Consider the following 22,116-nt stretch of genomic DNA (forward strand, 5'->3'; position numbering starts at 1 on the left):
TTTTGGGAAATTTAGATACTTATAGTAGTTTTTTTTATGAAAAACAATTGTTGGAGTCAAGAGAGTCAGCAAATCAAGTTTTGCCAATTATTAATAATTGGTTTAAACCAAAAACCATTATAGATGTGGGATGTGGTGTTGGTGCTTGGTTAGAAATTTGGAAAAATTTTGAAAACGTGACTGAAATTAAAGGCATTGATGGTAGTTTTATAGACGTTTCGTTATTACGAATAAATAAAGAAAAAGAGTTTATTCAAACAGATTTAAATAAAACATTGCCCAAAATTAAGAGCTATGACTTAGCACTTTGTTTAGAAGTAGCAGAACATCTTGATGAAGAAAGGGCGGAAACATTTGTAGCAGATTTGGTTAGTTTATCTAATGTTATTATTTTTTCAGCAGCAATACCTGGACAAGAAGGAACACATCATATAAATGAACAATACTTAGGCTATTGGATAGATAAATTTGAAGCGAATGATTATAAATGTTACGATATAATTAGACCTTTAATTTGGGGTAAAAAGAATATTTCATGGTGGTTTAGACAGAATATGGTTGTTTTTATTAAAAATGGAGAACTTCTTAAGAATGACTTAAATAAATTGCAGACTTTTAATTGTATGGATCTTGTACAAAAAGAGTTATTAGAACATAAGATTAATAAATACAGAAGCTTAGTAAATAGAAAGTCAAGTTTTAAAAATTTATTAAGAGAAATGCTGAATAAAATTAAGAAAAAAATTTATGAGAAAAGATAACTTAAAAAGGTTTAACGATTTTTCTCAAGTAGATATCTCAAGTGGTTATTATTTAGTCTATAAACCGCTTATTAGAGATATTATTTATGCCATAAATAATTATTCTAAAGGGAAAGTATTAGATGTAGGGTGTGGGAATAAACCTTATTTGAGTCTTTTTGATAATAAGAGTACTCAATACATAGGGTGTGATATTATACAATCAAGTAATAATTCTGTTGACCTTGTATGCCCAGCAACAAATATTCCTTTAAAAGATAATTCATTTGATACAATCTTTTGCACACAAGTTATTGAACATGTAGAAGATCACGATAAAATTTTGAGTGAAATATATCGTTTATTAAAACCTAATGGACATGTAATATTATCAGGCCCGTTATATTGGCATCTACATGAAGAACCTTATGATTTTTTTAGATTTACTAAATATGGGTTTAAGTATATTTTTGAAAAACAAAATTTTGAGATTAAAGAAACTTTAGCTAATGGTGGGAAATGGGCTACTTTCGGACAAATGGTTATCCATACATTTCCTAATTTTTTAGTAAAGAGAAGATTGTTTAGGAAGTTAAATAATAAGCTATTTTCATATTTAGATAAAAAATATTACAACGAATATAATACAATGAATTACGTAATAGTTGCAAAAAAAAATAAAGTTGAAGCCTAAGATATCAATAATTATTCCTTGTTATAATACAGAAGACACTCTGGATGAGACGTTAAATTCTGTTTTAGAACAGGACTTTAAGAGTTGGGAAGCTATAATTATTAATGATGGCTCTCCTGACGACGTCGAGAAAGTGGCATTAAAATGGGAAAAGAAAGATTCTCGTTTCAAATATTTTAAAAAAAGCAATGGAGGATTAGGGACGGCTAGAAATTTTGGAATCCAAAAATCTCAAGGTGAGTTTATTTTACCACTAGATTCTGATAATAAAATTAAATCTAATTTTGCATCCAAAGCTATTTCCATTTTTAATGCTAAAGCAGATATAGGTGTTATTTATGGAGACGCATTATATTTTGGAGACAAGGATGGAAGATGGAGTGTTGGTAATTTTAATCCTATTGCTCTATTAGAAGCTAATTATATTGATGCTTGCGCTTTATATAGAAAAACGCTATATGATGAAACAAAAGGATACGATTCAAACTTACCCTATCAAGGACATGAGGATTGGGATTTTTGGTTGCAGGTTATACACACGAATTATAAGTTTTATTACATGAAAGCTATCACATTTGACTATAGAGTAAAACAGGATTCTATGATTAGGTCTTTTACAGTAGATATGGAGAGAGAAAATATAGCTTATATTATGAATAAACATTATAAACTCTATTTGGAATATTATCCTAAATTATATGCTATGTATAAATCAATACAAATAGAAAGTAATAAATCAATAAAAGAACGTCTTATTAGAAAGTTAAAACGTTTATATTAATATTCATTATGCCTAAACCCTTAGTTTCAATTATAATACCTGTTCATAAAACTACAGTTTATTTAAAACCTTGTATTGAGAGTGCTTTAGATCAAACCTATTCTAAAATTGAAGTAATTATAATTTGTAATGGAGAATTAGAAATTAAAGAGTGTAGAGAATTTTTAAATATTGAGGATTACAGGCTGGTTTATTGTAAATCGGCGAAAGGCAGAGATAATGCAAGAAATTTAGGATTGTCTATTGCAAAAGGAGAATATATACAATTTCTAGACTATGATGATGTTTTGTATTCTACCAAATTAACAGATCAATTAATTGATTTAAAAAAATCAAGAGCAGCTATAAGTATTAGTAAATGGAAAAAGTTTTCTAATTCTTTAGATGAAAAATATTTTTTCCCATTTAATAAGCTTTTTGTATTAAAGTACACAAGTGCATTACAAATAATAAATACTCTTGGAACGCATGGTGGTTTTATAGCAACAGGTTCTTATTTAATTGATAGTAATGTTGCTAAGGCCTCACAATGGATAGATAGTCCCAATGATGATGCTGTGTATTTTTCAGAAATATGCAAATCGAACCCTAAAATTGTTATGACAGATAAAATTCTTACCGGCTATAGGATACATCAGAATAACACAAGTTCAATAGTTTCAAAAAAAGACTTTTTACTTTTATTAAATGGTTGGAGTTTAATTGAAAACAATTTAAAATTTTATAACAATAAAGCGAAGAAAAAATATTTTTTTAAATCTTACTTGTATTTGATTTCCAATTCTAAGAAAATAGGGTATTTTAAAATAATGTATTTAGTTTTTAAATGTATCTATTATTCAGCGTCATTAAAAGAAGTTAAAAGTGTTTTTGGAAGAATAAAGGCTAGTTGAAGATAACATATAAATGATAATGATAAAAAAAAGCATAGCTGTAATAGGACCTTTTAATACAAGAGGTGGTAGGGAAGTTGAAGCTGGTTTTATAGGTAGTGTTTTATCAAATTACTATAATGTTAAAGTTTTTTCTACTCAATTTTTAGAGAATGATAACGATTTACTTCAGGTAGATAAAGAATTGGATATTTATAAAAAACATTCACCATTAAAGTATAAAATATTAGACAAAGTAGGTGTAAGGAAACTAAAAAAGGAACTCTATTTTAAATCCCAAAAAAACAGCAATGTTACTAGCTATGCTCAAGTTTTAAAAAACACAGATTTGATAATTATTGTAGCGCAAGTAATATCTCATGGGTTAAGAATAATTATTAATAATGCTATACAATCGAGAACTAAAATTTTATTTAGAACTACTGGAACAATTCAATATTTAAACTTTAACTCTATTCAAAAATCTGAAGGCTTAATTTTAGAAAAAGTAGATTACTACATTCATCATTCAAAAGATAATGCAAATCGCCTTTTAGCAACCATAAATCATAAATTCAAAATCATAGATCAATGTGTTGTAAATCAAGAGGATTTAGTAAGAGAAAGACAACCGAAATTAGAAATAAAAAAGTTTTTTTGTTGTTCGAGATTAGACAAAAACAAAGATGTTGCTACGGTAATTAAGGCATTCAATAAATTGAGTAAACATGATGTAGAATTACATATTTATGGAGCAGGTTCTGAGGCTATTCATCTAAAGAACTTATCTTTAAATAAAAACATATATTTTCATGGACATGTAGATTACAAAAAGCTTCCAAGTAAAATAGCAGATAAACATTGTTTAATTATTTCCTCAAAAGAAGAAGCTGGACCATATAGTGCTCTTGAAGCAATGTGTTTAGGTATTCCTATTATTTCTACAAAAGTAGGAAGTATGGAAGATAGGTTTAATGGCTTATCTATTAGTTGGTTTAATCATGGAAAAGAAGAGGAGCTTAAAAAAGCAATTTTAAACTACAGAGAGAAAGGTAAAGACGAAATATCTAAAATGTCTAAAGATTTAAGTAATAGATATCATAATAAATACGATAAAACGCTTGTAGCGAAACAATACTTAAATTTGGTAAAAAAAGTTTTAGAATAAATGCGAGAAGGAGAGAATATATCAAAAGAAAAAAAGATAGAAATAAGCACGTGTTCGCATCGTGTAATATTTCCTTTGTATATACCTAGTCAAGAAGGTTATTATAAAGATGCTTTCCGTATTTTCGAAATGAGTATTTTATCAATTATAAAAACATCTATATCGACCTTAAAAATTTCTGTTATTAGTAATGGTAGTTGCGACTCTGTTAATAATAAATTAATGGAGATGTGTAATAATAATGTAATAGATCAACTTATAATAGAGAAAGAAAGTATAGGCAAGTTAAATAGTATATTAAAAGCGCTTCGAACAGTCGAAGAGCGTTTAATTACAATAACAGATGCAGACGTGTTGTTTTTAAATAATTGGGAAAAAGAAGTTATATCCATTTTTGAGGCTTTTCCAAATGCAGGAATGGTAAGTGCAGTTCCAGTATTTAGAACACATTACAGACATACGGCAAACATTTGGCTTAAATTTTTGTTCTCAAAAAAGTTAAAATTCAGAAAAGTATATAATCCAGAAGCGTTAACTAAATTCGCAAAAAGTATTGGTTGGCCTAGATTAGATGCTAAATTTAAAGACGTTATATTAACATTAAAAGCTAAAAATAATACTATAGCAGTTGTTGGTAATTCACATTTTACCGGAACCTATAAAAAGGAAGTTTTTAAGATGTTACCAAATGCTAGCAGTAGTTATAAACTAGGAGGTGATAGCGAAAAATTATATTTAGACATTCCAGTAATAAAAATGGGAGGCTATCGTTTGGCAACTTATAATAATTATGCCTACCATATAGGGAATACAATAGAAAGTTGGATGTTAGACGAATATAACGCATTAAAAGAAGAGATTAAAGTACAAAATTCATTTAATAATCTAAAGACGTTAAAATCTAAAAAAGCAGAATATTTTCTGACTGAAAAAATATTTAAAAAAGCATTAATATTTAAGCCTTTTAAAAAGTGGGTTTTTAAAAGAAAAGGGATAGTAGGAGAGCAAATTAACACCTTTTTAAAATAGTTTGATAACAATAATTCTAACATACCGAAATAGAGATTTAAGCATTGTAAAACATTGTTTAGAGTCTTTGTTAATGCAAAATAATAAAGCCTTTAATGTTGTTTTAGTAGATTATGGAAGTACCTCTAACTATAGAAGAGGTTTAATTAAATTGCTAGAACATTATAATTTTGTAACACTGATACAATGTAAAACAGAACAACAATTATGGTGTAAATCGAGAGCAATAAATATAGCTTTAAGAAGCATAGATACAACGTCTTGTTTTGTTGGAGATATAGATATGTTATACCATCCAGAATTTATTAATGTATTAGAGAAAGAAACTAATAAAACAAAAACCACTTATTTTCAAGTTGGTTTTTTAAGTGAAATAGAATCTAAAAAAGAAAAAGAGTTTAAAAATTACGAAGTTGCGTTTAAATCTAAAACAGAAGCTACAGGTATGACGTTGTATAATACTGCGCTTTTAAAATCTATTAATGGTTATGACGAGTTCTATAATGGTTGGGGAAGTGAAGATACAGATGTGCATATGCGTTTGCAAAATGCAGGACATCAAGTCTGTTTTTACACAAAACAACTTTTAATGTTACACCAATGGCATCCTAAAAATTACAGAACCAAGAACGATGTTACACCATTTCATTCTAGCTTAGAACAAGTTAATGCAGCGTATTTAGATTTAGTTTCTGTAATAAAAACAGTAAAAGCAAATACAGTATATAATTGGGGAGTCTATAATCAAGCCCATTACAATGCCCTGGAAACGGTTATAGAGAGTTATACTATTTCTAATAAAATAGGTGAGTTACCTGCATTTATTAATGGCGTATTATTAGTTAAAAGAGATTTAGTAATACAACTTGAAATAATTGTGCATAAAGATTATAAAACAACCAAACAAAAAGCAAAAGCATTGTTAGGTAAAAAAACAATAGCTTTTAAAAGCATGCAATCACTAAATAATAGTTTATTAGAGTGTATTATTAGAAATTTTAGAAATCAAGCCTATCAATACCAGTATAATAGAATTACAAACAGAATATCTTTAACTATTAAACTTTAGGCTATGCGTATTTTAATGGTTTCTATGAATTCTATTCATTTTCAACGTTGGACCAACCAACTTAGGGATTCTGGACATGAAGTTTTTTGGTTTGATATAAGAGATGGAGCAACTGTACCAAGTTTGTCTTGGGTAAAAACATTTCAAGGTTGGAAACAAAAAGTGCCAAATTTTAAAGGAAGACATTTTATAAAAAACAAGTTTCCCAAAATAAATAAAGTTTTAGAAAACGATACTGCAAAAGCATTTGAAAAAGTACTATTAGAAGTGCAGCCAGATGTGGTGCATAGTTTTGTTTTATATATTTCTTGTGCTCCTATTTTAAGTGTTATGAAAAAATATAATACTTTAAAATGGATTTACTCTTCTTGGGGAAGCGACTTGTATTACTTTAAGGACTTACCAGAGTATAGAAAAGACATTGAAGAAGTATTGCCAAGGTTAAATTACCTGTTTACAGATTGTAAACGGGATGTGCAATTAGCAAAAAACTTAGGATTTAAAGGCGAATGTTTAGGGACTTTTCCAGGAGGAGGAGGTTATAATTTTTTAGTTTCTGATAAATATATACAGAAACCAGTTTCACAACGTAATATTATTTTAATAAAAGGATATCAAGGACGTTCAGGAAAAGCCATACAAGTACTAAAAGCCATAGAGGAATTAGCTTTAGAGTTAAAAAAATATAAAATTGTTGTTTTCGGAGCAGATACAGAAGTCGAAACCATGATTAATAGTAGTGAAAAACTCAAGAAATTAAATATAGAAGTGTATCTTAAATCTAATTTTTTATCACACGAATCTATTTTAGAACTTTTTGGTAAATCGCTTTTATATATAGGGAACAGTAATAGCGATGGTTTGCCAAATACGCTTTTAGAAGCAGTAATTCAAGGTGCTTTTCCTATACAATCTAATCCTGGAGGAGCATCGGAAGATATTATTACAAATAATGAAAATGGAATGTTAATTCAAGATTGTAATAACATTAGTGAAATAAAACAACACATAAAAACGACCTTTAACAATTTAGAATTAATAGAAAACGCTTTTAAGATTAATAAAAACAGCATTAAACCTAATTTAGAAATTTCGAAAATTAATAAACTTGTTTTAAAAGCATATCAATCTATACTGTAAATTTAATTATAATGGACCACGTAGATAATCAAGAAGAAATTAAAAATAGTATTGTTAGTTTAGAACACCAGTTTCCAGTAGATAAATGGGAAATACAAGGTGTTAATATTTGGCCTTATGTTAGGATAATTCTATACATGCATTTATTAACACGTGAAAGAGAAACTAAAATTAAGAATGAGAGTTATAATACTAATTTTAAAACATTTTTATCATTTAGAAAACTAAAACTACCTTATCAACTAATAAAAGCATTAATTAATCAAGCCTTCTTTTTTTCTAAATTAAAAAGTAAGAAGATTTTATTTTTTGGATCTCACATTCATCGTGTACAACAAGATGGTCTTTACTTTAATAGGTTTTATGATGCTATAGTAGAAGAATATAAGCTTAAAGAAGACGTTTACATGTTAGAGTATCAGAAGGTTTATGAGAACTCTTATAATGACAAAGCAATAATTAAGTTAGCCGAAAATTTAAAAGATTATAAGTTATTATTAAAATTAAAAAGGAACTCTAAAATAAACTTGGAGCTTATAAAATTAGAGCAATATGATGCTTTTTTAGAGACCTTAAAGAAAAATAATATAAACACAAACCTATTAAGGATAACAAAGGAAGACCTTATTAAATGGGTTGGAAAAGTAAATGCTTTAAAACCTTTTTTTAAATCTTTTTACAAAAAAGCCCAGCCACAAAAAGTAATATTTTTAGGTTACTATGGCTTGGACGATTTATATGCAGCATTAATTACTGCTAATGAAATGAAAATTACTACGGTAGATTTTCAACATGGTCCACAAACAAATGTTCACATGGCATATGCACATTGGAATAAGGTGCCAGAAAAGGGTTTTAATACAATGCCAAGTGCGTTTTGGAATTGGGATAAACCATCTCAAGATAATATTGAAAGTTGGGCAAAAAATACAAAAACAGTTAAAAGTATACTTTTTGGGCAACCCTATATTAACCATTGGTTAAAACAATCTAGAAATATTATAGAAGATAAAAACCTAATCTTCTATAGCATGCAAACCTCTCCTTTAGATTTGTTTACAAAACCTTTAATTGAAGTCATTAAAAACTCCAACTACAAATGGATTTTGCGCATGCATCCAAGAAACAAAACCACTTTAGAGGAGTTCGAAACTTTTTTAAAGCTTAATGGTATTTGGAATAATATAGAAATTCAAGATGCTTTTTCTACACCTTTACCAGAAACTTTAAGCCGAAGCGCTTTACATGTTACTAATTATTCTGGATGTGTAATAGAAGCTAGAATGATGGGAATACCAACAATTATAGTACATCAAATTGGGTTTGAAATGTTCGAAGGTTATTTAGATGGAGAAACGGTTATTCATCTAGACCAAAATGAATTTAATTTTTCAGTTAAATTTCAAACATTAGTAGAAGAACTTATTCAAAGAAAACTCAAAACTAAAATTATAACTATGGCCAATCCTTTAGATTAATATAGTTAATTTCCGATAGTAACAAATTCAAAAACTCATGTTTTTTTTTACCTTTTACCCTATTTTAAGCTGTTTCATCGCTAAAAAACATATTTTAGCAGATATAAGTTATCAAAAATCAATATTTTCTAACTAATGAAAAAGATAGGATTCATTCCATTGCGTAAAGGTTCTAAAGGCATCCCAAATAAGAATAAACGTAAAATGGTTGGTAGGCCATTGTTTACTTGGGTTTTAGGAGAAGCTATATTCTCAGGATTAGACGAAATTATTGTTTTTACAGACGACCAAGACGTTATAGATTTTATTGCTAAGGAGTACCAGTGGACCAATAAAGTTAAAGCACAATTACGTAGCGATGAAAGCGCAAGCGACATTGCGTCTACAGAACTAGCGATGTTAGAATATTGCGATTCTATAAATTATAACTTCGATGTGTTTTGCTTATTACAAGCAACGTCTCCTTTTACAAAAAGAGAAAACATTAATGCGTGTCTAGAGAAGGTAAATGGTGAATACGACTCAGCTTTAACAGTTGTTAATACACATCGTTTTTTATGGAATAACAATGGAGAAGCTATAAATTATAATCCGCATAAACGTCCTAGACGTCAAGATTTCGATGGTTTACTAATTGAGAATGGCGCAGTTTATAGCACAACAAAAGAAGCACTAAAAAAGCATAAAAATAGAATAGGCGAAAAAACAGCCATTGTAAAAATGCCTGAAGATTCTCTATTAGAAATAGATACAGAAACCGATTGGGTTGCAGTAGAACAGTTACTAATAGAGCGCCAAAAAAGAACAAAACAAGCTGCAGAAATCACACATGTTGTTTTAGACGTAGACGGTGTGTTTACAGATGGAACAATAACCTATACCAAAGATGGAGAGCATACTAAAGGCTTTGATATGCGAGATGGTATGGGATTAGAAATTCTAAGACAGTTTAATGTTAAGGTATTGGTAATGACTTCAGAAAACTCTGAATTAGTTGCCAAACGTATGCAGAAACTTAAAATTGAAAATGTGTATTTAGGTGTAAAAGACAAGTACAGTTTACTTCAAAATATAATAAAACAAGATAATTTATCAATTAATAATTTCGCTTACATTGGAGACGATGTAAACGATTTAACAAATATATGTAGTGTAGGTTGGTCTTTAGCGCCAAACAACGCCACAGATATAGTAAAACAACATGCAGATGTTGTGTTGTCTAAACCATCAGGAGCTGGAGCTATTAGAGAGGCTTGCCAGTTTATAATGAATTACAATAAAAGATTTTAAATATATGAATACCTATAAAAAACCATACGTTATTGCTGAGATTGGTTGTAACCATAAAGGCGAAATGGAATTAGCAAAAGAATTAATTAAAGTTGCTAAAATCTTTTGTAACGTAGATGCTGTAAAGTTTCAAAAGCGAAACAATAGAGAGTTGTTAACCGAAAAACAATACAACGATCCGCATCCGAACCCTATAAATTCTTATGGAGATACTTATGGAGCACATAGAGAGTATTTAGAGTTCGATGTTAAGCAACATCAAGAATTAAAAGACTATTGTGAAGAGATTGGTATTACGTACTCAACATCAGTTTGGGATGTAACGTCTGCTAAAGAAATAGCATCACTTAATCCAGAATTTATTAAAATACCATCGGCTTGTAATAATAACGTGGCCATGTTAGAGTGGTTGTGTGAAAACTACAAAGGTGAGCTTCATATTTCTACAGGAATGACAACCAAAGACGAGATAGAAGATTTGGTCAATCTGTTTAAAAAGCACAATAGAAATAAAGACTTAGTACTTTATAATTGTACTTCTGGCTATCCTGTACCATTTAACGATGTGTGTTTATTAGATATCAATTTGTTAATTGATAAGTATAAAGATGAGGTTAAGCATATTGGTTTTTCTGGTCACCATTTAGGTATTGCAATAGATGTAGCGGCTTATACTTTAGGCGCAAATATTATAGAACGTCATTACACAATAGATAGAACCTGGAAAGGTACAGACCATGCAGCCTCTTTAGAGCCTATGGGATTGCGTAAACTCTCTAGAGATTTAAGAGCAGTACATGATGCTTTAGCTTTTAAAAGTCAAGATATTTTACCTATTGAGCAAGTACAACGTGACAAGTTAAAAAACCAAAAAGGATAGTATGTTTTCAAGCCAATCGTTACGATTGTTCTGGTGGAACGAAAAAAAACTACAAGGTAAAACCAAAGAAAATTATGGTGACCTTTTAGGACAGTATTTAGTTGAAAAAATCTCTGGTAAGAAGGCGATTTGGGCTAATCCTTCAAAATTCGCGATTGCCAATTTTTTAAGTCCAATTTATGTCACGATAGGAAGCATATTAACAAATGTGACAACTAATTGTATTGTTTGGGGATCAGGAATTATTTCTAAAGAATATAACATAAAAGAAGCGACTTTTTTAGCAGTACGTGGACCACAAACAAGGCAACATTTAATTAATCAAGGTTATCATGTGCCAGCAGTTTATGGAGATCCAGCGTTATTATTACCAAAGTTTTATAATCCCGAAATTAAAAAAGAATATACGCTAGGTATTGTACCACATTATAAAGATTTCGATTTTATAACCAAAAAATTCGGGAAGAATGAAAAGGTGCTAATTATCGATTTAATGACCAACGATATTGAAGCAACAACAAATCAGTTTTTAAAATGCGAAGCAATTGTGTCGTCATCATTACACGGTGTAATTGTTGCGCACACTTATGGTATTCCTGCTGTATGGCAAAAATTTTCTAACGATGTGTTTGGTGATGATATAAAATATCAAGATTATTTTGAATCTGTAGCAATAGAGCCTTACAGCTCTTCTGTATTAGCAGAGAATAGTACTATAGAAGATTTAAAAACGCTAATAAGCAAAAAGCCAAGCTTACCAAAACAAGAAACAATACAAGCGTTATGTAATGGCTTAATGCAAGTTTGTCCTTTTAAAAAAGAAGAAAAAAATGTCTAAAAAAGTATTCGTTTTTTTTCCAGATGGCGTAGGTTTAAGAAACTTCGCATTCACCGATTTTAAAAATATTGGAGAACAAATGGGTTTCGATATTACATATTGGAACAATACCGTATTTTCATTAAAAGAGAACCTTGGTTTTAAGGAAGTTAAAATAGAAGATCATACCGCTCATAAATTATTACCTGTTTATACAAGAGCAAGAAAACGTGCAGAATTAAATGTGTCGAGAGATAAATTTAACGATGCTGTTTATGCTACTTATAAGTTTCCATTTAGCTGTAAAGGTTTAAAAAACACTTTTAAAACACTGTATACAAAGTGTCTTATCGGTTTGCATTCTTCAGAAAAAGGAGTCGTTAAACTCATAAATAAAATAAATACTTTAGAGCGCTCTACGTCTAAATATAAGTATTGTAAAGCACAATTAGAAGAACATAAGCCAGATATTATATTTTGTACAACACAGCGTTCTACACAGTCTATTAGCGCATTATTAGCAGCTAAAGATTTAGGAATTCCAACAGTAGCTTTTGTGTATTCTTGGGATAATGTGCCAAAAGCCATGCAAGTAGTCGAAACAGATTATTATTTTGTATGGAGTGATTTAATGAAAACGGAAGTGCTTAAATACTATCCTTTTGTAAAAGAGAATCAAGTTATAGTTACAGGAACACCACAGTTCGAGCCGCATTTTAATAATAGTCTAAAGCAATCTCGAGAAGATTTTTTTAAAGATTATAATCTAGATGAAAATAAAAAATATATCTGTTACTCTGGAGACGATGAAACCACATCACCTTTAGATCAATACTACCTTGAAGATTTAGCACTTGCCGTAAGACGTTTAAATGCTAGAGGTGAAAACTTAGGTATAATTTATCGTAAATGTCCTGTCGATTTTACAGATAGATACAATACGGTAATTGAAAACAATAAAGATGTTATTGAAGTTATAGATCCTATTTGGAAGCCTATGGGTAACCAATGGAATCAAGTATTACCTGCAAAAGAAGATTTTAAACTATTATATAATGTTTGCGAACATAGCGAGTTTGTAACCAATGTATGTTCATCAACAGTTTTCGATTTTGTAGCACATAAAAAACCCTGTATTTATTATAATTACGAGCAGCCACAACTTGAAAAGGGTATTAGAGATATTGGTCAGAATTATAAATATGTTCATTTTAGATCTATGCCAAGCCAAGAATCTGCTGTGTTTTGTACAGATAAAAAAGATTTAGAACAAATAGTTAAAAATATTTTAGATGGTAAAACATCTAACGTAACCCAAGGTTTAAAATGGTTTGAAATTGTAGCAGGAAAAGAGCCTACAAGAGCCTCTGTTAAAATATGGGAATCAATAGACTCTATTTTAAAACATTAAAAAGTAAATAATTTAGATGCTTTTTAACTCCTTAGATTTCGCCATATTTTTACCAATAGTATTTATGCTTTATTGGTTTGTAGCTAACAAAAACTACAAGTATCAAAATATAGTACTATTAATAGCAAGCTATATTTTTTATGGTTTCTGGGATTGGCGTTTTTTACTACTTATAGTTTTTAGTACAGTTTTAGATTATTTTTTAGGGCTAGAACTTTTTAAAGAAATAAATCAAAAAAAAAGAAAAGCACTTCTTTTAACTAGTGTTTTTGTAAATCTAGGCTTTTTAGGTTTTTTTAAATACTATAACTTTTTTATTGATAATTTTATTGCAGCATTTTCATTTTTTGGACAAGACATAAAGCCTAATTCGTTAAATATTATTCTTCCCGTTGGTATAAGTTTTTACACATTTCAAACATTAAGTTATACAATAGATGTGTATAGAAAACAGCTAGAGCCAACTAAAGACTTTATTGCATTCTCAGTTTTTGTAAGTTTCTTTCCGCAATTAGTAGCTGGTCCAATTGAAAGAGCGAAACAGTTACTGCCTCAGTTTTATGTAAAAAAATCATTTAATTATTTAAAAGCTAAAGAAGGATTACATCTTATAATCTGGGGATTATTTAAAAAAATAGTGATTGCAGATTCCTGTGCAATTTATGTCAACGAGATTTTTTCAAAATATGAAACAATGAATTCTTTAAGCTTATTATTGGGAGCTATATATTTTGCGTTTCAAATATATGGTGACTTTAGTGGGTATTCGGATATTGCAATTGGTACCTCAAAATTATTTGGTGTAGATTTAATGAAAAACTTTAAATATCCATATTTTTCAAGAGACATTGCAGAGTTTTGGAGGAGATGGCATATCTCTTTATCTACATGGTTTAGAGATTATGTATATATTCCTTTAGGTGGCAGTAAAGGCTCTAAATGGTTAAAAATTAGAAACGTTTTTATTATTTTTCTAATAAGTGGGTTTTGGCATGGAGCTAACTGGACCTTTTTAGTTTGGGGAGCATTAAACGCCATTTATTTTTTACCATTGTTATTAACCAATAGAAACAGAAAACATTTAGGGGATATAGAAAGCGAAAGGTTATTGCCAAGTTTTAAAGATTTTATGTCAATGTTAATAACCTTTTCTTTAACAACTTTAGGATGGATATTTTTTAGAGCAAATACAATTACTGATGCTTTTGTGTATATTAAAAAATTATTTGCATTCAATTTTAAAGGAGGTTTGCAATATCTATCTATAGAGCGTTATGCTCCAGAATTAATGCTTTTAATAATAGGTTTTGTTATTCTGGAATGGTTTATTAAAAAAGAAGAGCATCCGTTTTTTGGTAAGTTTATAACTACTAAAATAGTTTTAGTGTTTTTAGGTATAATTTTACTTGGAAATTTTTCTAACGTAAGTGACTTTATTTATTTTCAATTTTAATTTAAGTTTTGAAGAGATTTATAAAATACAGTGTATCAATTATTTTTCTGCTTATTACATTATTGTATATAAGTGATTTTGTCTATACATATATTTTTCAAAATACTAATCCTAGAAACAAGTTGCAATACATTCTAAATGTAGAAAATCAAAATTATGATATTGTTTTTTTAGGGTCTTCAAGAGTTGCTAATCATGTCGATACAAAGCTTTTTGATAGCCTTTCCAGTAAAAAAACAATTAATTTAGGTGTTCTAGGAGCAAGTTTAAATGATAATTTTTTGGAACTAAAATTATTAATAACATCTAATAAAATAAAAAACCTAGTATTTCAAGTTGATAGTAATTTTGAAATGACTAACTCAACCACAATGGTCTCAGCACAAGCAGTACCTTTTATTAGGAATAATATTGTGAAAAAACATATAAAAGAGAATCTAAGTAATTTTAATAAAATGTATTATTTGCCATTTTATAGGTATGCAATAAATGGACATAAAATGGGAATAAGAGAAAGTTTTTTCTCTTTAGTAAACAAAAAACCAAGAGTTAATCCTGAAATTGGATACAATCCTAAATATGGAAATTACCCTAAACAAACCGCTAGTTTACCGTCTGAAATATCGAAAAGTAATCCAGTGCTAGATAACATTGTGAATCTATGTAAAAAGCATAATATCAATCTTATTTTATTTGTAGCACCTTACAGTAGTAAAATGAAAAATATAGAATATATTGATAAATTAAACCAAAAACTACCTAATTTGTTAGATATGTCTCGAGGTTATGAGGATAAGCTGTTTTACAATTATGGACATCTAAACCACAATGGAGCTCAAGTTTTTACAAAAGATCTGTATGTAAAAATTAAAGATAAATTAATACAATAAACTGCTATGCATATAGGCTTAATAACATCCGAATATCCTCACTCTAAAGTTTTACATGCTGCTGGAATAGCAACTAGTATTAAAAACTTGGCAGTAGCCTTGGTAGCAAAAGAAGTAGACGTAACTGTATTTGTATATCATCAAAATGAAGATGCTATAATAGAGGATCAAGGTGTTGTTATTCATTTAATAAAAAAGAAAACGTATTCCTTTTTAACTTGGTATAAATACCGAAAACACATTCAGCATTATGTAAACAAAGTGGTGAAAGAAAAACATATAAATTTACTTGAAGCACCAGATTGGACAGGAATTACAGCATTTATGAACTTTAAAGTGCCTTTGGTTATACGTTTTCATGGTAGTGATGCGTATTTCTGTAAATTAGATAATAGAAAACAAAAGTTTAAAAACTTTGTGTTCGAAAAACTGGCATTACAAAAAGCATCGGCATTTATTGCGCCAACAACTTATGCAGGTGTAGAAACCCAAAAGATTTTTGGTTTAGATAAAAAGAAAATAAAAACCATACATTATGGCTTGCAATTAAATCACTTTGTAAATGAAACTCCCAAACAATATAATGCAAATACAATCCTTTATATTGGAACAATTATTAGAAAAAAAGGTGTTTTAGAATTGGCTCAAATTTTTAATACAGTTATAGAAACTAATCCAGAGGCAAAACTAGTGCTTATAGGAGGAGATGCTCCAGATATTAAAACTGGAAGCACGTCCACATATGCGTTAATGGAAAATTTGTTTACTGAAAAAGCAAAACAAAGTGTCAATTATTTGGGTAAAATACCATATGCTGAGGTGAAAACACAAATTGAAAAAGCACAAGTTTGTATTTTTCCATCTTTTGCTGAAACCTTAGGCATGGTTACTATAGAATCTATGGCGCTCCAAAAACCTGTAGTAAATACAAGTATTGGTTGGGCTCAAGAGTTAATAGACGATGGTGTAAATGGTTATTTAGTACATCCAACACATCTAGCTTTATATGCAGAAAAAATATGCTCATTATTAAACAATACAGAATTGTGTAGCACTATTGGTAAAGCGGCAAGACTAAAAGTAGAAAGCACCTTTGATATTGGGAAGCAAGCCAATAAGAATATCGAATATTATTCTCATGTTATTAATAACGCTTAATGATTGTTTTAGTACATAATTTTAAAATAGTAACCTCCATTTTAGATGAAGCGCTTCAGCCTATAGAAGTTACTGTTTTAAATAAAACAATATCAGAAACCTTAAAAAATATAGCATCACAATATCCCGAAATATTAGTAGTTTGGTGTCATGAGACATTAATTAAGGACTTAAATATAGAGGCGTTTTCTAAGGTGTTTCATCATAAGCGCATATTAGCTTTTTATAACCCCAAAGCACAAGACTATTTGCCAAAACAAATTGGTTATGTAGAGCGTTCTTTTTATTTAAAAATAAATAAGAATGTAACATTTCCTACCTGGATGGCTAGCAGTTTAGTAGGTGGAATTAATACCGTTGTGTTAAATACACTAAAACCGCGTTTAAATTATAATGTATCTTTCGATTATTTTTTAATAGCATTAGCTAAACGTGCAATGATAGAAGGCTTGTTTTGTTATTCTGAACCGCGTTTAATTAAAAACAATACGTTTTTACAAATTGAAATGCCTAAAGCGACAAAACAAGAGCTTTTTAAATTTGTAAAACAGCATTATAAATGGGTATGGATTGTTTTCTTAACTTGTAGTTATGCTATTTACGAAAGGAAAACTTCAATTTTTAGTTTGTTTAGAAGTCTTTTTTACAAACAGCTAAATCAAGAATTAGATTTAGAAACTATAGACATAAAATCTTCAAGACAACAAATAGAACACAAGACAATAGATGTTATTATTCCTACCATAGGAAGAAAGCAACACTTATACGATGTTTTAAAAGATTTAGTTAAGCAAACACATTTGCCTAAAAATGTGATTATCGTGGAACAGAATACTCAACAAAATTCAGTTTCAGAATTAGATTATCTAACTACCCAAAATTGGCCATTTAGTATAAAACATGAGTTTACGCACCAACCAGGTGTTTGTAATGCTAGAAATATAGCATTGTCTAAAGTAGAAAGTGAATGGGCATTTTTAGCAGATGATGATATACGATTTGATGCTGATTTTTTTACAACGTCTTTAAGTATTATTAAAAAAAATGGGTTATCTGTTTTAAATTACTTGTGTTTACAACCACATCAAAAACAAAGTTTTTTTAAAATGCACCAAACCACTATTTTTGGTTCTGGTTCTAGCCTAGTAAAATCTAGTGCATTAAAAGAATTGAAATTTAATAAGGCTTACGAGTTTGGTTTTGGCGAAGATTCAGAATTTGGAATGCAATTAAGAAACAAAGGAGAAGATGTTATTTTTATTCCAAATCTTAAAATAACACATTTAAAAGCACCAATTGGTGGGTATAGAACAAAAATAAAACAACTTTGGGAAGCAGAAAATATTCAGCCAAAACCATCACCTACAGTACAGTTGTTATATCAAACGTATTATACAAAACAACAATTACAAGGTTATAAATTATTGTTATTTTTAAAACAGTTTAAAGCGTTAGGGTATAAAAACCCGATAAAATTTAGAAAACAATTTCCAAAACAATGGAACCAAAGTGTTTTATGGAGTAACAAGATAAAGCAGAACAGTAATGCTTAAAATATACACAGATAGACAATTTTTAATAGAAACACACCGTAGAGAAGTGTTTCCGTTATTGTTTGATATCAATTTTTTAACGCCTAATAAATTAAGCGAGTATTTTACAATTGTGGATATTATTACTGCTTCAGATGTTGTTATACTTCCTATTAATTATACCTCTTTTTTAAAATACAAACCAGCTTTTAATAATTTAATAAAGCAAGCAAAGGAACATAATAAACCTTTATGGGTTTATACATCTGGTGATTATGGTTTTACTAATTATATTTCGAATAGCTACACGTTTAGACTAGGTGGTTTTAAAAGTAAATTAAATAAAAACAATTTTATTATGCCATCGTTTATTAACGATCCTTACTTAGTATTAGAGCAAGATTTTTCAGTATTAAAAAAACTACCACAACCAAGTATTGGTTTTGTTGGTCATGCACAATCAGGAATATTGAAGTATTGTAAAGAATGGATTAACCACGTTAAAGGAGCTGTAAAAAGAATTTTTAAAAATCAATTAGTAGACAAGCAGGCCTTTTACCCATCAAGTATAAAACGAGCTAATTATTTGTCTCTATTATCAAAAGATATACGATTAAATTCAAACTTTATTCTTAGAAATAATTATAGAGCAGGAATACAAACAGAAATAGATAAACAAAAAACAACTCAAGAGTTTTATAATAATATTTGTAATAATGCCTATACTTTTTGTAGTCGAGGTGTTGGTAATTTTTCGGTTCGTTTTTATGAAACATTGGCTATGGGACGCATTCCTGTGTTATTAAATACAGATTGTAAGCTACCTTTGGAAGATACTATAGATTGGAAGCAACATTGTGTAATAATTGAAGAGAATGAAGTGTCTAAAATGGTAGAAAAGATATTAGAATTTCATAATTCTAAAAATGAAGATCAGTTTTTAGAGCTTCAACGTAATAATAGATTATTGTGGAAAAGCAAGCTATTACGCGACCAGTATTTTATAGCGATTCATGATATGTTTATCAATAAAAAGAAATCTCATGCCTAAACAATTTACTCTTATTGTTTGTACGTATATGCGTTCGCAACCATTGTTAACGTTGCTGGAATCTGTAAGAAGTCAATCCTTATACCCAACCGAGATTTTAATTATCGATGGTTCTACAGATACTAAAACAGAAACAGTTTTGTCTGAAAATAAATTTGATAACCTAAACTATTTTAAAGTTGATGCTGCTAATCGAGGGTTAACGAAGCAACGTAATTTTGGGTTAGAATTAATTGATGATGCTTCAGATGTAGTTTGTTTTTTAGATGACGATACTAAGCTTACTGATAATTATTTTGAAGAACTTATAAAAACGTATGTAGATTATAGTGATATAACTGGAGTGGGAGGATTAGCTATTAATGAAAATAGATGGGAAACTAAAATTGATGGAAAAAAATACTCTAAATTGAAGTACTACGAGATAGATGGATATATTATTAAAGAAAGTCAACGAAATATTGTTAGAAAATTATTAGGATTACAATCTAACAGACCACCAATGGTAATGCCTGATTTTTCCAATGGATTGTCTTATGGTTATCCTTTTAATTCTAAAGTTTATGATGTTGACTTATTAATAGGTATGAGTTTTTCTTTTCGTAGAATCGTTTTTGAAGCTATTAAGTTTTCTACTTTTTTTGAAGGTTATGGACTATACGAAGATGCCGATTATTGTTTAAGAGCTTTAAAATTTGGTAAAAATGTAATCAATACAAATGTACAGTTATATCATTATCATGATGGCTCTGGACGACCAAATCAATACAGTTATGGTAAAATGGTGGTTAGAAATGGTTGGTATGTTTGGCGTGTTAAGTATGCTAATCCTACATTTAAAGCTAGTTTTAAATGGCATGCCACAGCATTTTTATTAACTTGTATTCGGTTTACAAATGTTATAACTACTAATGAACGAAAAGAAGCGCTAACCGAATCCATTGGGCGTACTATTGGATGGTTTTCTCTTATCTTTAACAAACCTAAAGAAGTATAACTGTTTTGAGTTTAAAATCCGATTTTATAAAATATAAAAAGTATAGTGGTAATAAATCTTCATTGATTTTGCTATGCACTCAGCAAGGCTTATGGGCTTTAATAGTGTATAGAATTTCAAATAAAATATATAAGAGTTCTCTTTTAAAACCTTTTAAAATAATTTTATTAGGGTTTGCAGTAATCAATCAAAAATGGATTGAAATCATTACTGGTATCAGTATTCCATATGCTGTAGATATTGGAGAGCGTTTTTATATCGGACATTTCGGAAACATTATTATTAATTCGAAAGTAAAAATTGGAGATAATTGTAATATTTCTCAAGGCGTGACCATTGGTATAAGCGGAAGAGGAGAAAAACGAGGTGTTCCAACCATTGGAAATAATGTTTATATAGGTGTTAATGCGGTCATTGTTGGACCAATAATAATAGGTGATAATTGTGTTATTGCAGCTAATTCTTTAGTTACTAAATCTATAGAAGATAATGCGGTAATAGTAGGTGTTCCTGGTGAAATTATTAATTACAATAGCTCTAAAGACTATATATAATGAAGTTTTTAGTTGTAACAAATGCTCCAACATTACAAGAAGATAATTGTTATAAGGCTTATGCTCCTTACGTTAGAGAAATGGATATTTGGGGTGATTATGTTGAGGATTTTAAAATAATTTCTCCAACGAAATACAATGAACCATTATTAACAATATCTTTTAAAAAACAACCAATTGTTGATTCTATTCCTAACTTAAATTTTTCGAGTATACTTTCTACGTTCATCAGTTTTATTTTAACACCAGTAATAATATTCAAACTATTTAGAGGAATGTTATGGGCAGACCACATTCATTTAAGATGTCCTGGGAATATAGGGTTATTGGGGTGTTTTGTACAATTATTTTTTCCTAAGAAAACAAAAACAGCAAAATATGCAGGTAATTGGGATCCTAATGCAAAGCAGCCGTTGAGTTATAAACTTCAAAAATGGATATTAAGTGATACAAATTTAACTAAAAATATACAAGTTTTGGTTTATGGTGATTGGGTCAATCAAACCAAAAATATTAAGCCATTTTTTACAGCTACCTATAGAAGTTCAGAAATAGAAACTGTGCCAGATCGTGCTTATAACAAAACTTTAAAATTTGTTTTTATAGGAAGTCTGGTTGTTGGTAAAAGACCATTATTAGCAATTAAAATAATAGAACAGTTAAAAATAAAAGGATATAATATAAGTTTAGAGTTGTTTGGAGATGGTGTTTTAAAGGAGAAACTTATTCAATATGTTCTAGATAAGAATTTAAGTGATACTATTATTATTTATGGTAATCAACCCAAAGAAGCTATTAAAAAGGCTTTAAAAGTGGCGCATTTTTCAATATTACCATCTAAGTCCGAAGGTTGGCCAAAAGCCATTGCAGAAGCTATGTTTTTTGGATGCATACCTGTAGTTACTAAAATTTCTTGTGTGCCCTATATGTTAGATTATGGGAATCGAGGTGTTTTAATACCATCTGAATTAGAAAGTGCTACAAATAAGTTAATAAAAGCGATAGAAAATAAAGCGCAATTAAAGTTACAATCTAAAGCTGCTTTAAAATGGTCTCAGCACTATACTTTAGATTTGTTTGAGAACGAAATATTAAAATTATTAAAGCATTAA

General features: G+C 29.1%; 21 protein-coding genes. All 21 read left to right on the plus strand.

Going from position 1 to position 22,116, the window contains the following annotated elements; all coding sequences use genetic code 11:
• Positions 1-2: 2 nt before the first annotated feature.
• The 21 genes from Q0935_RS09130 to Q0935_RS09230 all read left to right on the plus strand — a co-directional run bounded on the left by Q0935_RS09130 (position 3) and on the right by Q0935_RS09230 (position 22,116).
• Positions 3-761: a methyltransferase domain-containing protein gene (locus Q0935_RS09130; RefSeq protein ID WP_299385021.1), complete on the plus strand. Its 759-nt coding sequence runs from the start codon at positions 3-5 to the stop codon at positions 759-761.
• Entirely contained in the window at positions 748-1,434 is a 687-nt protein-coding gene (locus tag Q0935_RS09135; RefSeq protein ID WP_299385024.1) for a class I SAM-dependent methyltransferase, read from the plus strand. Before Q0935_RS09130 ends, Q0935_RS09135 begins: the two co-directional genes overlap by 14 nt.
• Positions 1,424-2,215, plus strand: a complete 792-nt coding sequence (locus Q0935_RS09140; protein WP_299385027.1) for a glycosyltransferase family A protein — start codon at positions 1,424-1,426, stop codon at positions 2,213-2,215. The genes Q0935_RS09135 and Q0935_RS09140 overlap by 11 nt, the downstream gene beginning before the upstream one ends.
• An 8-nt stretch (positions 2,216-2,223) precedes the next feature.
• A complete protein-coding gene (locus Q0935_RS09145) occupies positions 2,224-3,108 on the plus strand; it encodes a glycosyltransferase family 2 protein (RefSeq protein ID WP_299385030.1) in 885 nt (294 codons plus the stop codon).
• A 19-nt stretch (positions 3,109-3,127) separates the two neighbouring features.
• The gene (locus Q0935_RS09150; protein ID WP_299385034.1) at positions 3,128-4,255 is read left to right on the plus strand and encodes a glycosyltransferase; all 1,128 of its coding nucleotides are present in this window, start codon (positions 3,128-3,130) and stop codon (positions 4,253-4,255) included.
• Entirely contained in the window at positions 4,256-5,284 is a 1,029-nt protein-coding gene (locus Q0935_RS09155; RefSeq protein WP_299385037.1) for a glycosyltransferase family A protein, read from the plus strand. It abuts the gene before it with no gap.
• 1 nt (position 5,285) lies between these two features.
• Entirely contained in the window at positions 5,286-6,353 is a 1,068-nt protein-coding gene (locus Q0935_RS09160) for a glycosyltransferase family 2 protein (RefSeq protein WP_299385040.1), read from the plus strand.
• A 3-nt stretch (positions 6,354-6,356) separates the two neighbouring features.
• Positions 6,357-7,493, plus strand: a complete 1,137-nt coding sequence (locus tag Q0935_RS09165; RefSeq protein WP_299385043.1) for a glycosyltransferase — start codon at positions 6,357-6,359, stop codon at positions 7,491-7,493.
• 11 nt (positions 7,494-7,504) lie between these two features.
• Positions 7,505-8,971 carry a hypothetical protein gene (locus tag Q0935_RS09170; RefSeq protein WP_299385045.1) on the plus strand — a complete coding sequence of 489 codons (1,467 nt, stop codon included), beginning with the start codon at positions 7,505-7,507 and terminating at the stop codon, positions 8,969-8,971.
• 135 nt (positions 8,972-9,106) lie between these two features.
• Entirely contained in the window at positions 9,107-10,261 is a 1,155-nt protein-coding gene (locus Q0935_RS09175) for an acylneuraminate cytidylyltransferase (RefSeq protein ID WP_299385049.1), read from the plus strand.
• A 4-nt stretch (positions 10,262-10,265) separates the two neighbouring features.
• Positions 10,266-11,141, plus strand: a complete 876-nt coding sequence (locus Q0935_RS09180) for an N-acetylneuraminate synthase family protein (RefSeq protein WP_299385052.1) — start codon at positions 10,266-10,268, stop codon at positions 11,139-11,141.
• A 1-nt stretch (position 11,142) separates the two neighbouring features.
• Positions 11,143-11,979 (plus strand): polysaccharide pyruvyl transferase family protein, encoded by an 837-nt coding sequence (locus Q0935_RS09185; protein WP_299385055.1) that lies wholly within the window; start codon positions 11,143-11,145, stop codon positions 11,977-11,979.
• Positions 11,972-13,369, plus strand: a complete 1,398-nt coding sequence (locus Q0935_RS09190; RefSeq protein ID WP_299385059.1) for a CDP-glycerol glycerophosphotransferase family protein — start codon at positions 11,972-11,974, stop codon at positions 13,367-13,369. The genes Q0935_RS09185 and Q0935_RS09190 overlap by 8 nt, the downstream gene beginning before the upstream one ends.
• Before the next feature lie 16 nt (positions 13,370-13,385).
• The gene (locus Q0935_RS09195; RefSeq protein ID WP_299385062.1) at positions 13,386-14,822 is read left to right on the plus strand and encodes an MBOAT family protein; all 1,437 of its coding nucleotides are present in this window, start codon (positions 13,386-13,388) and stop codon (positions 14,820-14,822) included.
• 122 nt (positions 14,823-14,944) lie between these two features.
• Positions 14,945-15,712 (plus strand): hypothetical protein, encoded by a 768-nt coding sequence (locus tag Q0935_RS09200; RefSeq protein ID WP_299385067.1) that lies wholly within the window; start codon positions 14,945-14,947, stop codon positions 15,710-15,712.
• A gap of 6 nt (positions 15,713-15,718) precedes the next feature.
• Complete coding sequence (locus Q0935_RS09205; RefSeq protein WP_299385070.1) at positions 15,719-16,870, plus strand: glycosyltransferase family 4 protein; 1,152 nt, start codon at positions 15,719-15,721, stop codon at positions 16,868-16,870.
• Positions 16,870-18,423 carry a glycosyltransferase family 2 protein gene (locus Q0935_RS09210; RefSeq protein ID WP_299385074.1) on the plus strand — a complete coding sequence of 518 codons (1,554 nt, stop codon included), beginning with the start codon at positions 16,870-16,872 and terminating at the stop codon, positions 18,421-18,423. Before Q0935_RS09205 ends, Q0935_RS09210 begins: the two co-directional genes overlap by 1 nt.
• Complete coding sequence (locus Q0935_RS09215; RefSeq protein WP_299385079.1) at positions 18,416-19,453, plus strand: exostosin family protein; 1,038 nt, start codon at positions 18,416-18,418, stop codon at positions 19,451-19,453. The genes Q0935_RS09210 and Q0935_RS09215 overlap by 8 nt, the downstream gene beginning before the upstream one ends.
• The gene (locus tag Q0935_RS09220) at positions 19,446-20,450 is read left to right on the plus strand and encodes a glycosyltransferase family 2 protein (RefSeq protein ID WP_299385083.1); all 1,005 of its coding nucleotides are present in this window, start codon (positions 19,446-19,448) and stop codon (positions 20,448-20,450) included. Before Q0935_RS09215 ends, Q0935_RS09220 begins: the two co-directional genes overlap by 8 nt.
• 5 nt (positions 20,451-20,455) lie before the next feature.
• Positions 20,456-21,004: a DapH/DapD/GlmU-related protein gene (locus Q0935_RS09225; protein ID WP_299385088.1), complete on the plus strand. Its 549-nt coding sequence runs from the start codon at positions 20,456-20,458 to the stop codon at positions 21,002-21,004.
• A complete protein-coding gene (locus tag Q0935_RS09230) occupies positions 21,004-22,116 on the plus strand; it encodes a glycosyltransferase family 4 protein (RefSeq protein ID WP_299385092.1) in 1,113 nt (370 codons plus the stop codon). The genes Q0935_RS09225 and Q0935_RS09230 overlap by 1 nt, the downstream gene beginning before the upstream one ends.

This window comes from uncultured Lacinutrix sp. (assembly GCF_947500605.1).
Taxonomy (GTDB): domain Bacteria; phylum Bacteroidota; class Bacteroidia; order Flavobacteriales; family Flavobacteriaceae; genus Lacinutrix.

What these genes read in the sequence shown, in the direction of transcription:
- Q0935_RS09215 (WP_299385079.1), top strand. Translation starts at nt 18,416, where the DNA reads ATGCTTAAAATATACACAGATAGACAATTTTTAATAGAAACACACCGT.
- Q0935_RS09165 (WP_299385043.1), top strand. Translation starts at nt 6,357, where the DNA reads ATGCGTATTTTAATGGTTTCTATGAATTCTATTCATTTTCAACGTTGG.
- Q0935_RS09150 (WP_299385034.1), top strand. Translation starts at nt 3,128, where the DNA reads ATGATAAAAAAAAGCATAGCTGTAATAGGACCTTTTAATACAAGAGGT.
- Q0935_RS09175 (WP_299385049.1), top strand. Translation starts at nt 9,107, where the DNA reads ATGAAAAAGATAGGATTCATTCCATTGCGTAAAGGTTCTAAAGGCATC.
- Q0935_RS09230 (WP_299385092.1), top strand. Translation starts at nt 21,004, where the DNA reads ATGAAGTTTTTAGTTGTAACAAATGCTCCAACATTACAAGAAGATAAT.
- Q0935_RS09135 (WP_299385024.1), top strand. Translation starts at nt 748, where the DNA reads ATGAGAAAAGATAACTTAAAAAGGTTTAACGATTTTTCTCAAGTAGAT.
- Q0935_RS09220 (WP_299385083.1), top strand. Translation starts at nt 19,446, where the DNA reads ATGCCTAAACAATTTACTCTTATTGTTTGTACGTATATGCGTTCGCAA.
- Q0935_RS09185 (WP_299385055.1), top strand. Translation starts at nt 11,143, where the DNA reads ATGTTTTCAAGCCAATCGTTACGATTGTTCTGGTGGAACGAAAAAAAA.
- Q0935_RS09145 (WP_299385030.1), top strand. Translation starts at nt 2,224, where the DNA reads ATGCCTAAACCCTTAGTTTCAATTATAATACCTGTTCATAAAACTACA.
- Q0935_RS09170 (WP_299385045.1), top strand. Translation starts at nt 7,505, where the DNA reads ATGGACCACGTAGATAATCAAGAAGAAATTAAAAATAGTATTGTTAGT.
- Q0935_RS09190 (WP_299385059.1), top strand. Translation starts at nt 11,972, where the DNA reads ATGTCTAAAAAAGTATTCGTTTTTTTTCCAGATGGCGTAGGTTTAAGA.
- Q0935_RS09180 (WP_299385052.1), top strand. Translation starts at nt 10,266, where the DNA reads ATGAATACCTATAAAAAACCATACGTTATTGCTGAGATTGGTTGTAAC.
- Q0935_RS09155 (WP_299385037.1), top strand. Translation starts at nt 4,256, where the DNA reads ATGCGAGAAGGAGAGAATATATCAAAAGAAAAAAAGATAGAAATAAGC.
- Q0935_RS09210 (WP_299385074.1), top strand. Translation starts at nt 16,870, where the DNA reads ATGATTGTTTTAGTACATAATTTTAAAATAGTAACCTCCATTTTAGAT.
- Q0935_RS09195 (WP_299385062.1), top strand. Translation starts at nt 13,386, where the DNA reads ATGCTTTTTAACTCCTTAGATTTCGCCATATTTTTACCAATAGTATTT.
- Q0935_RS09205 (WP_299385070.1), top strand. Translation starts at nt 15,719, where the DNA reads ATGCATATAGGCTTAATAACATCCGAATATCCTCACTCTAAAGTTTTA.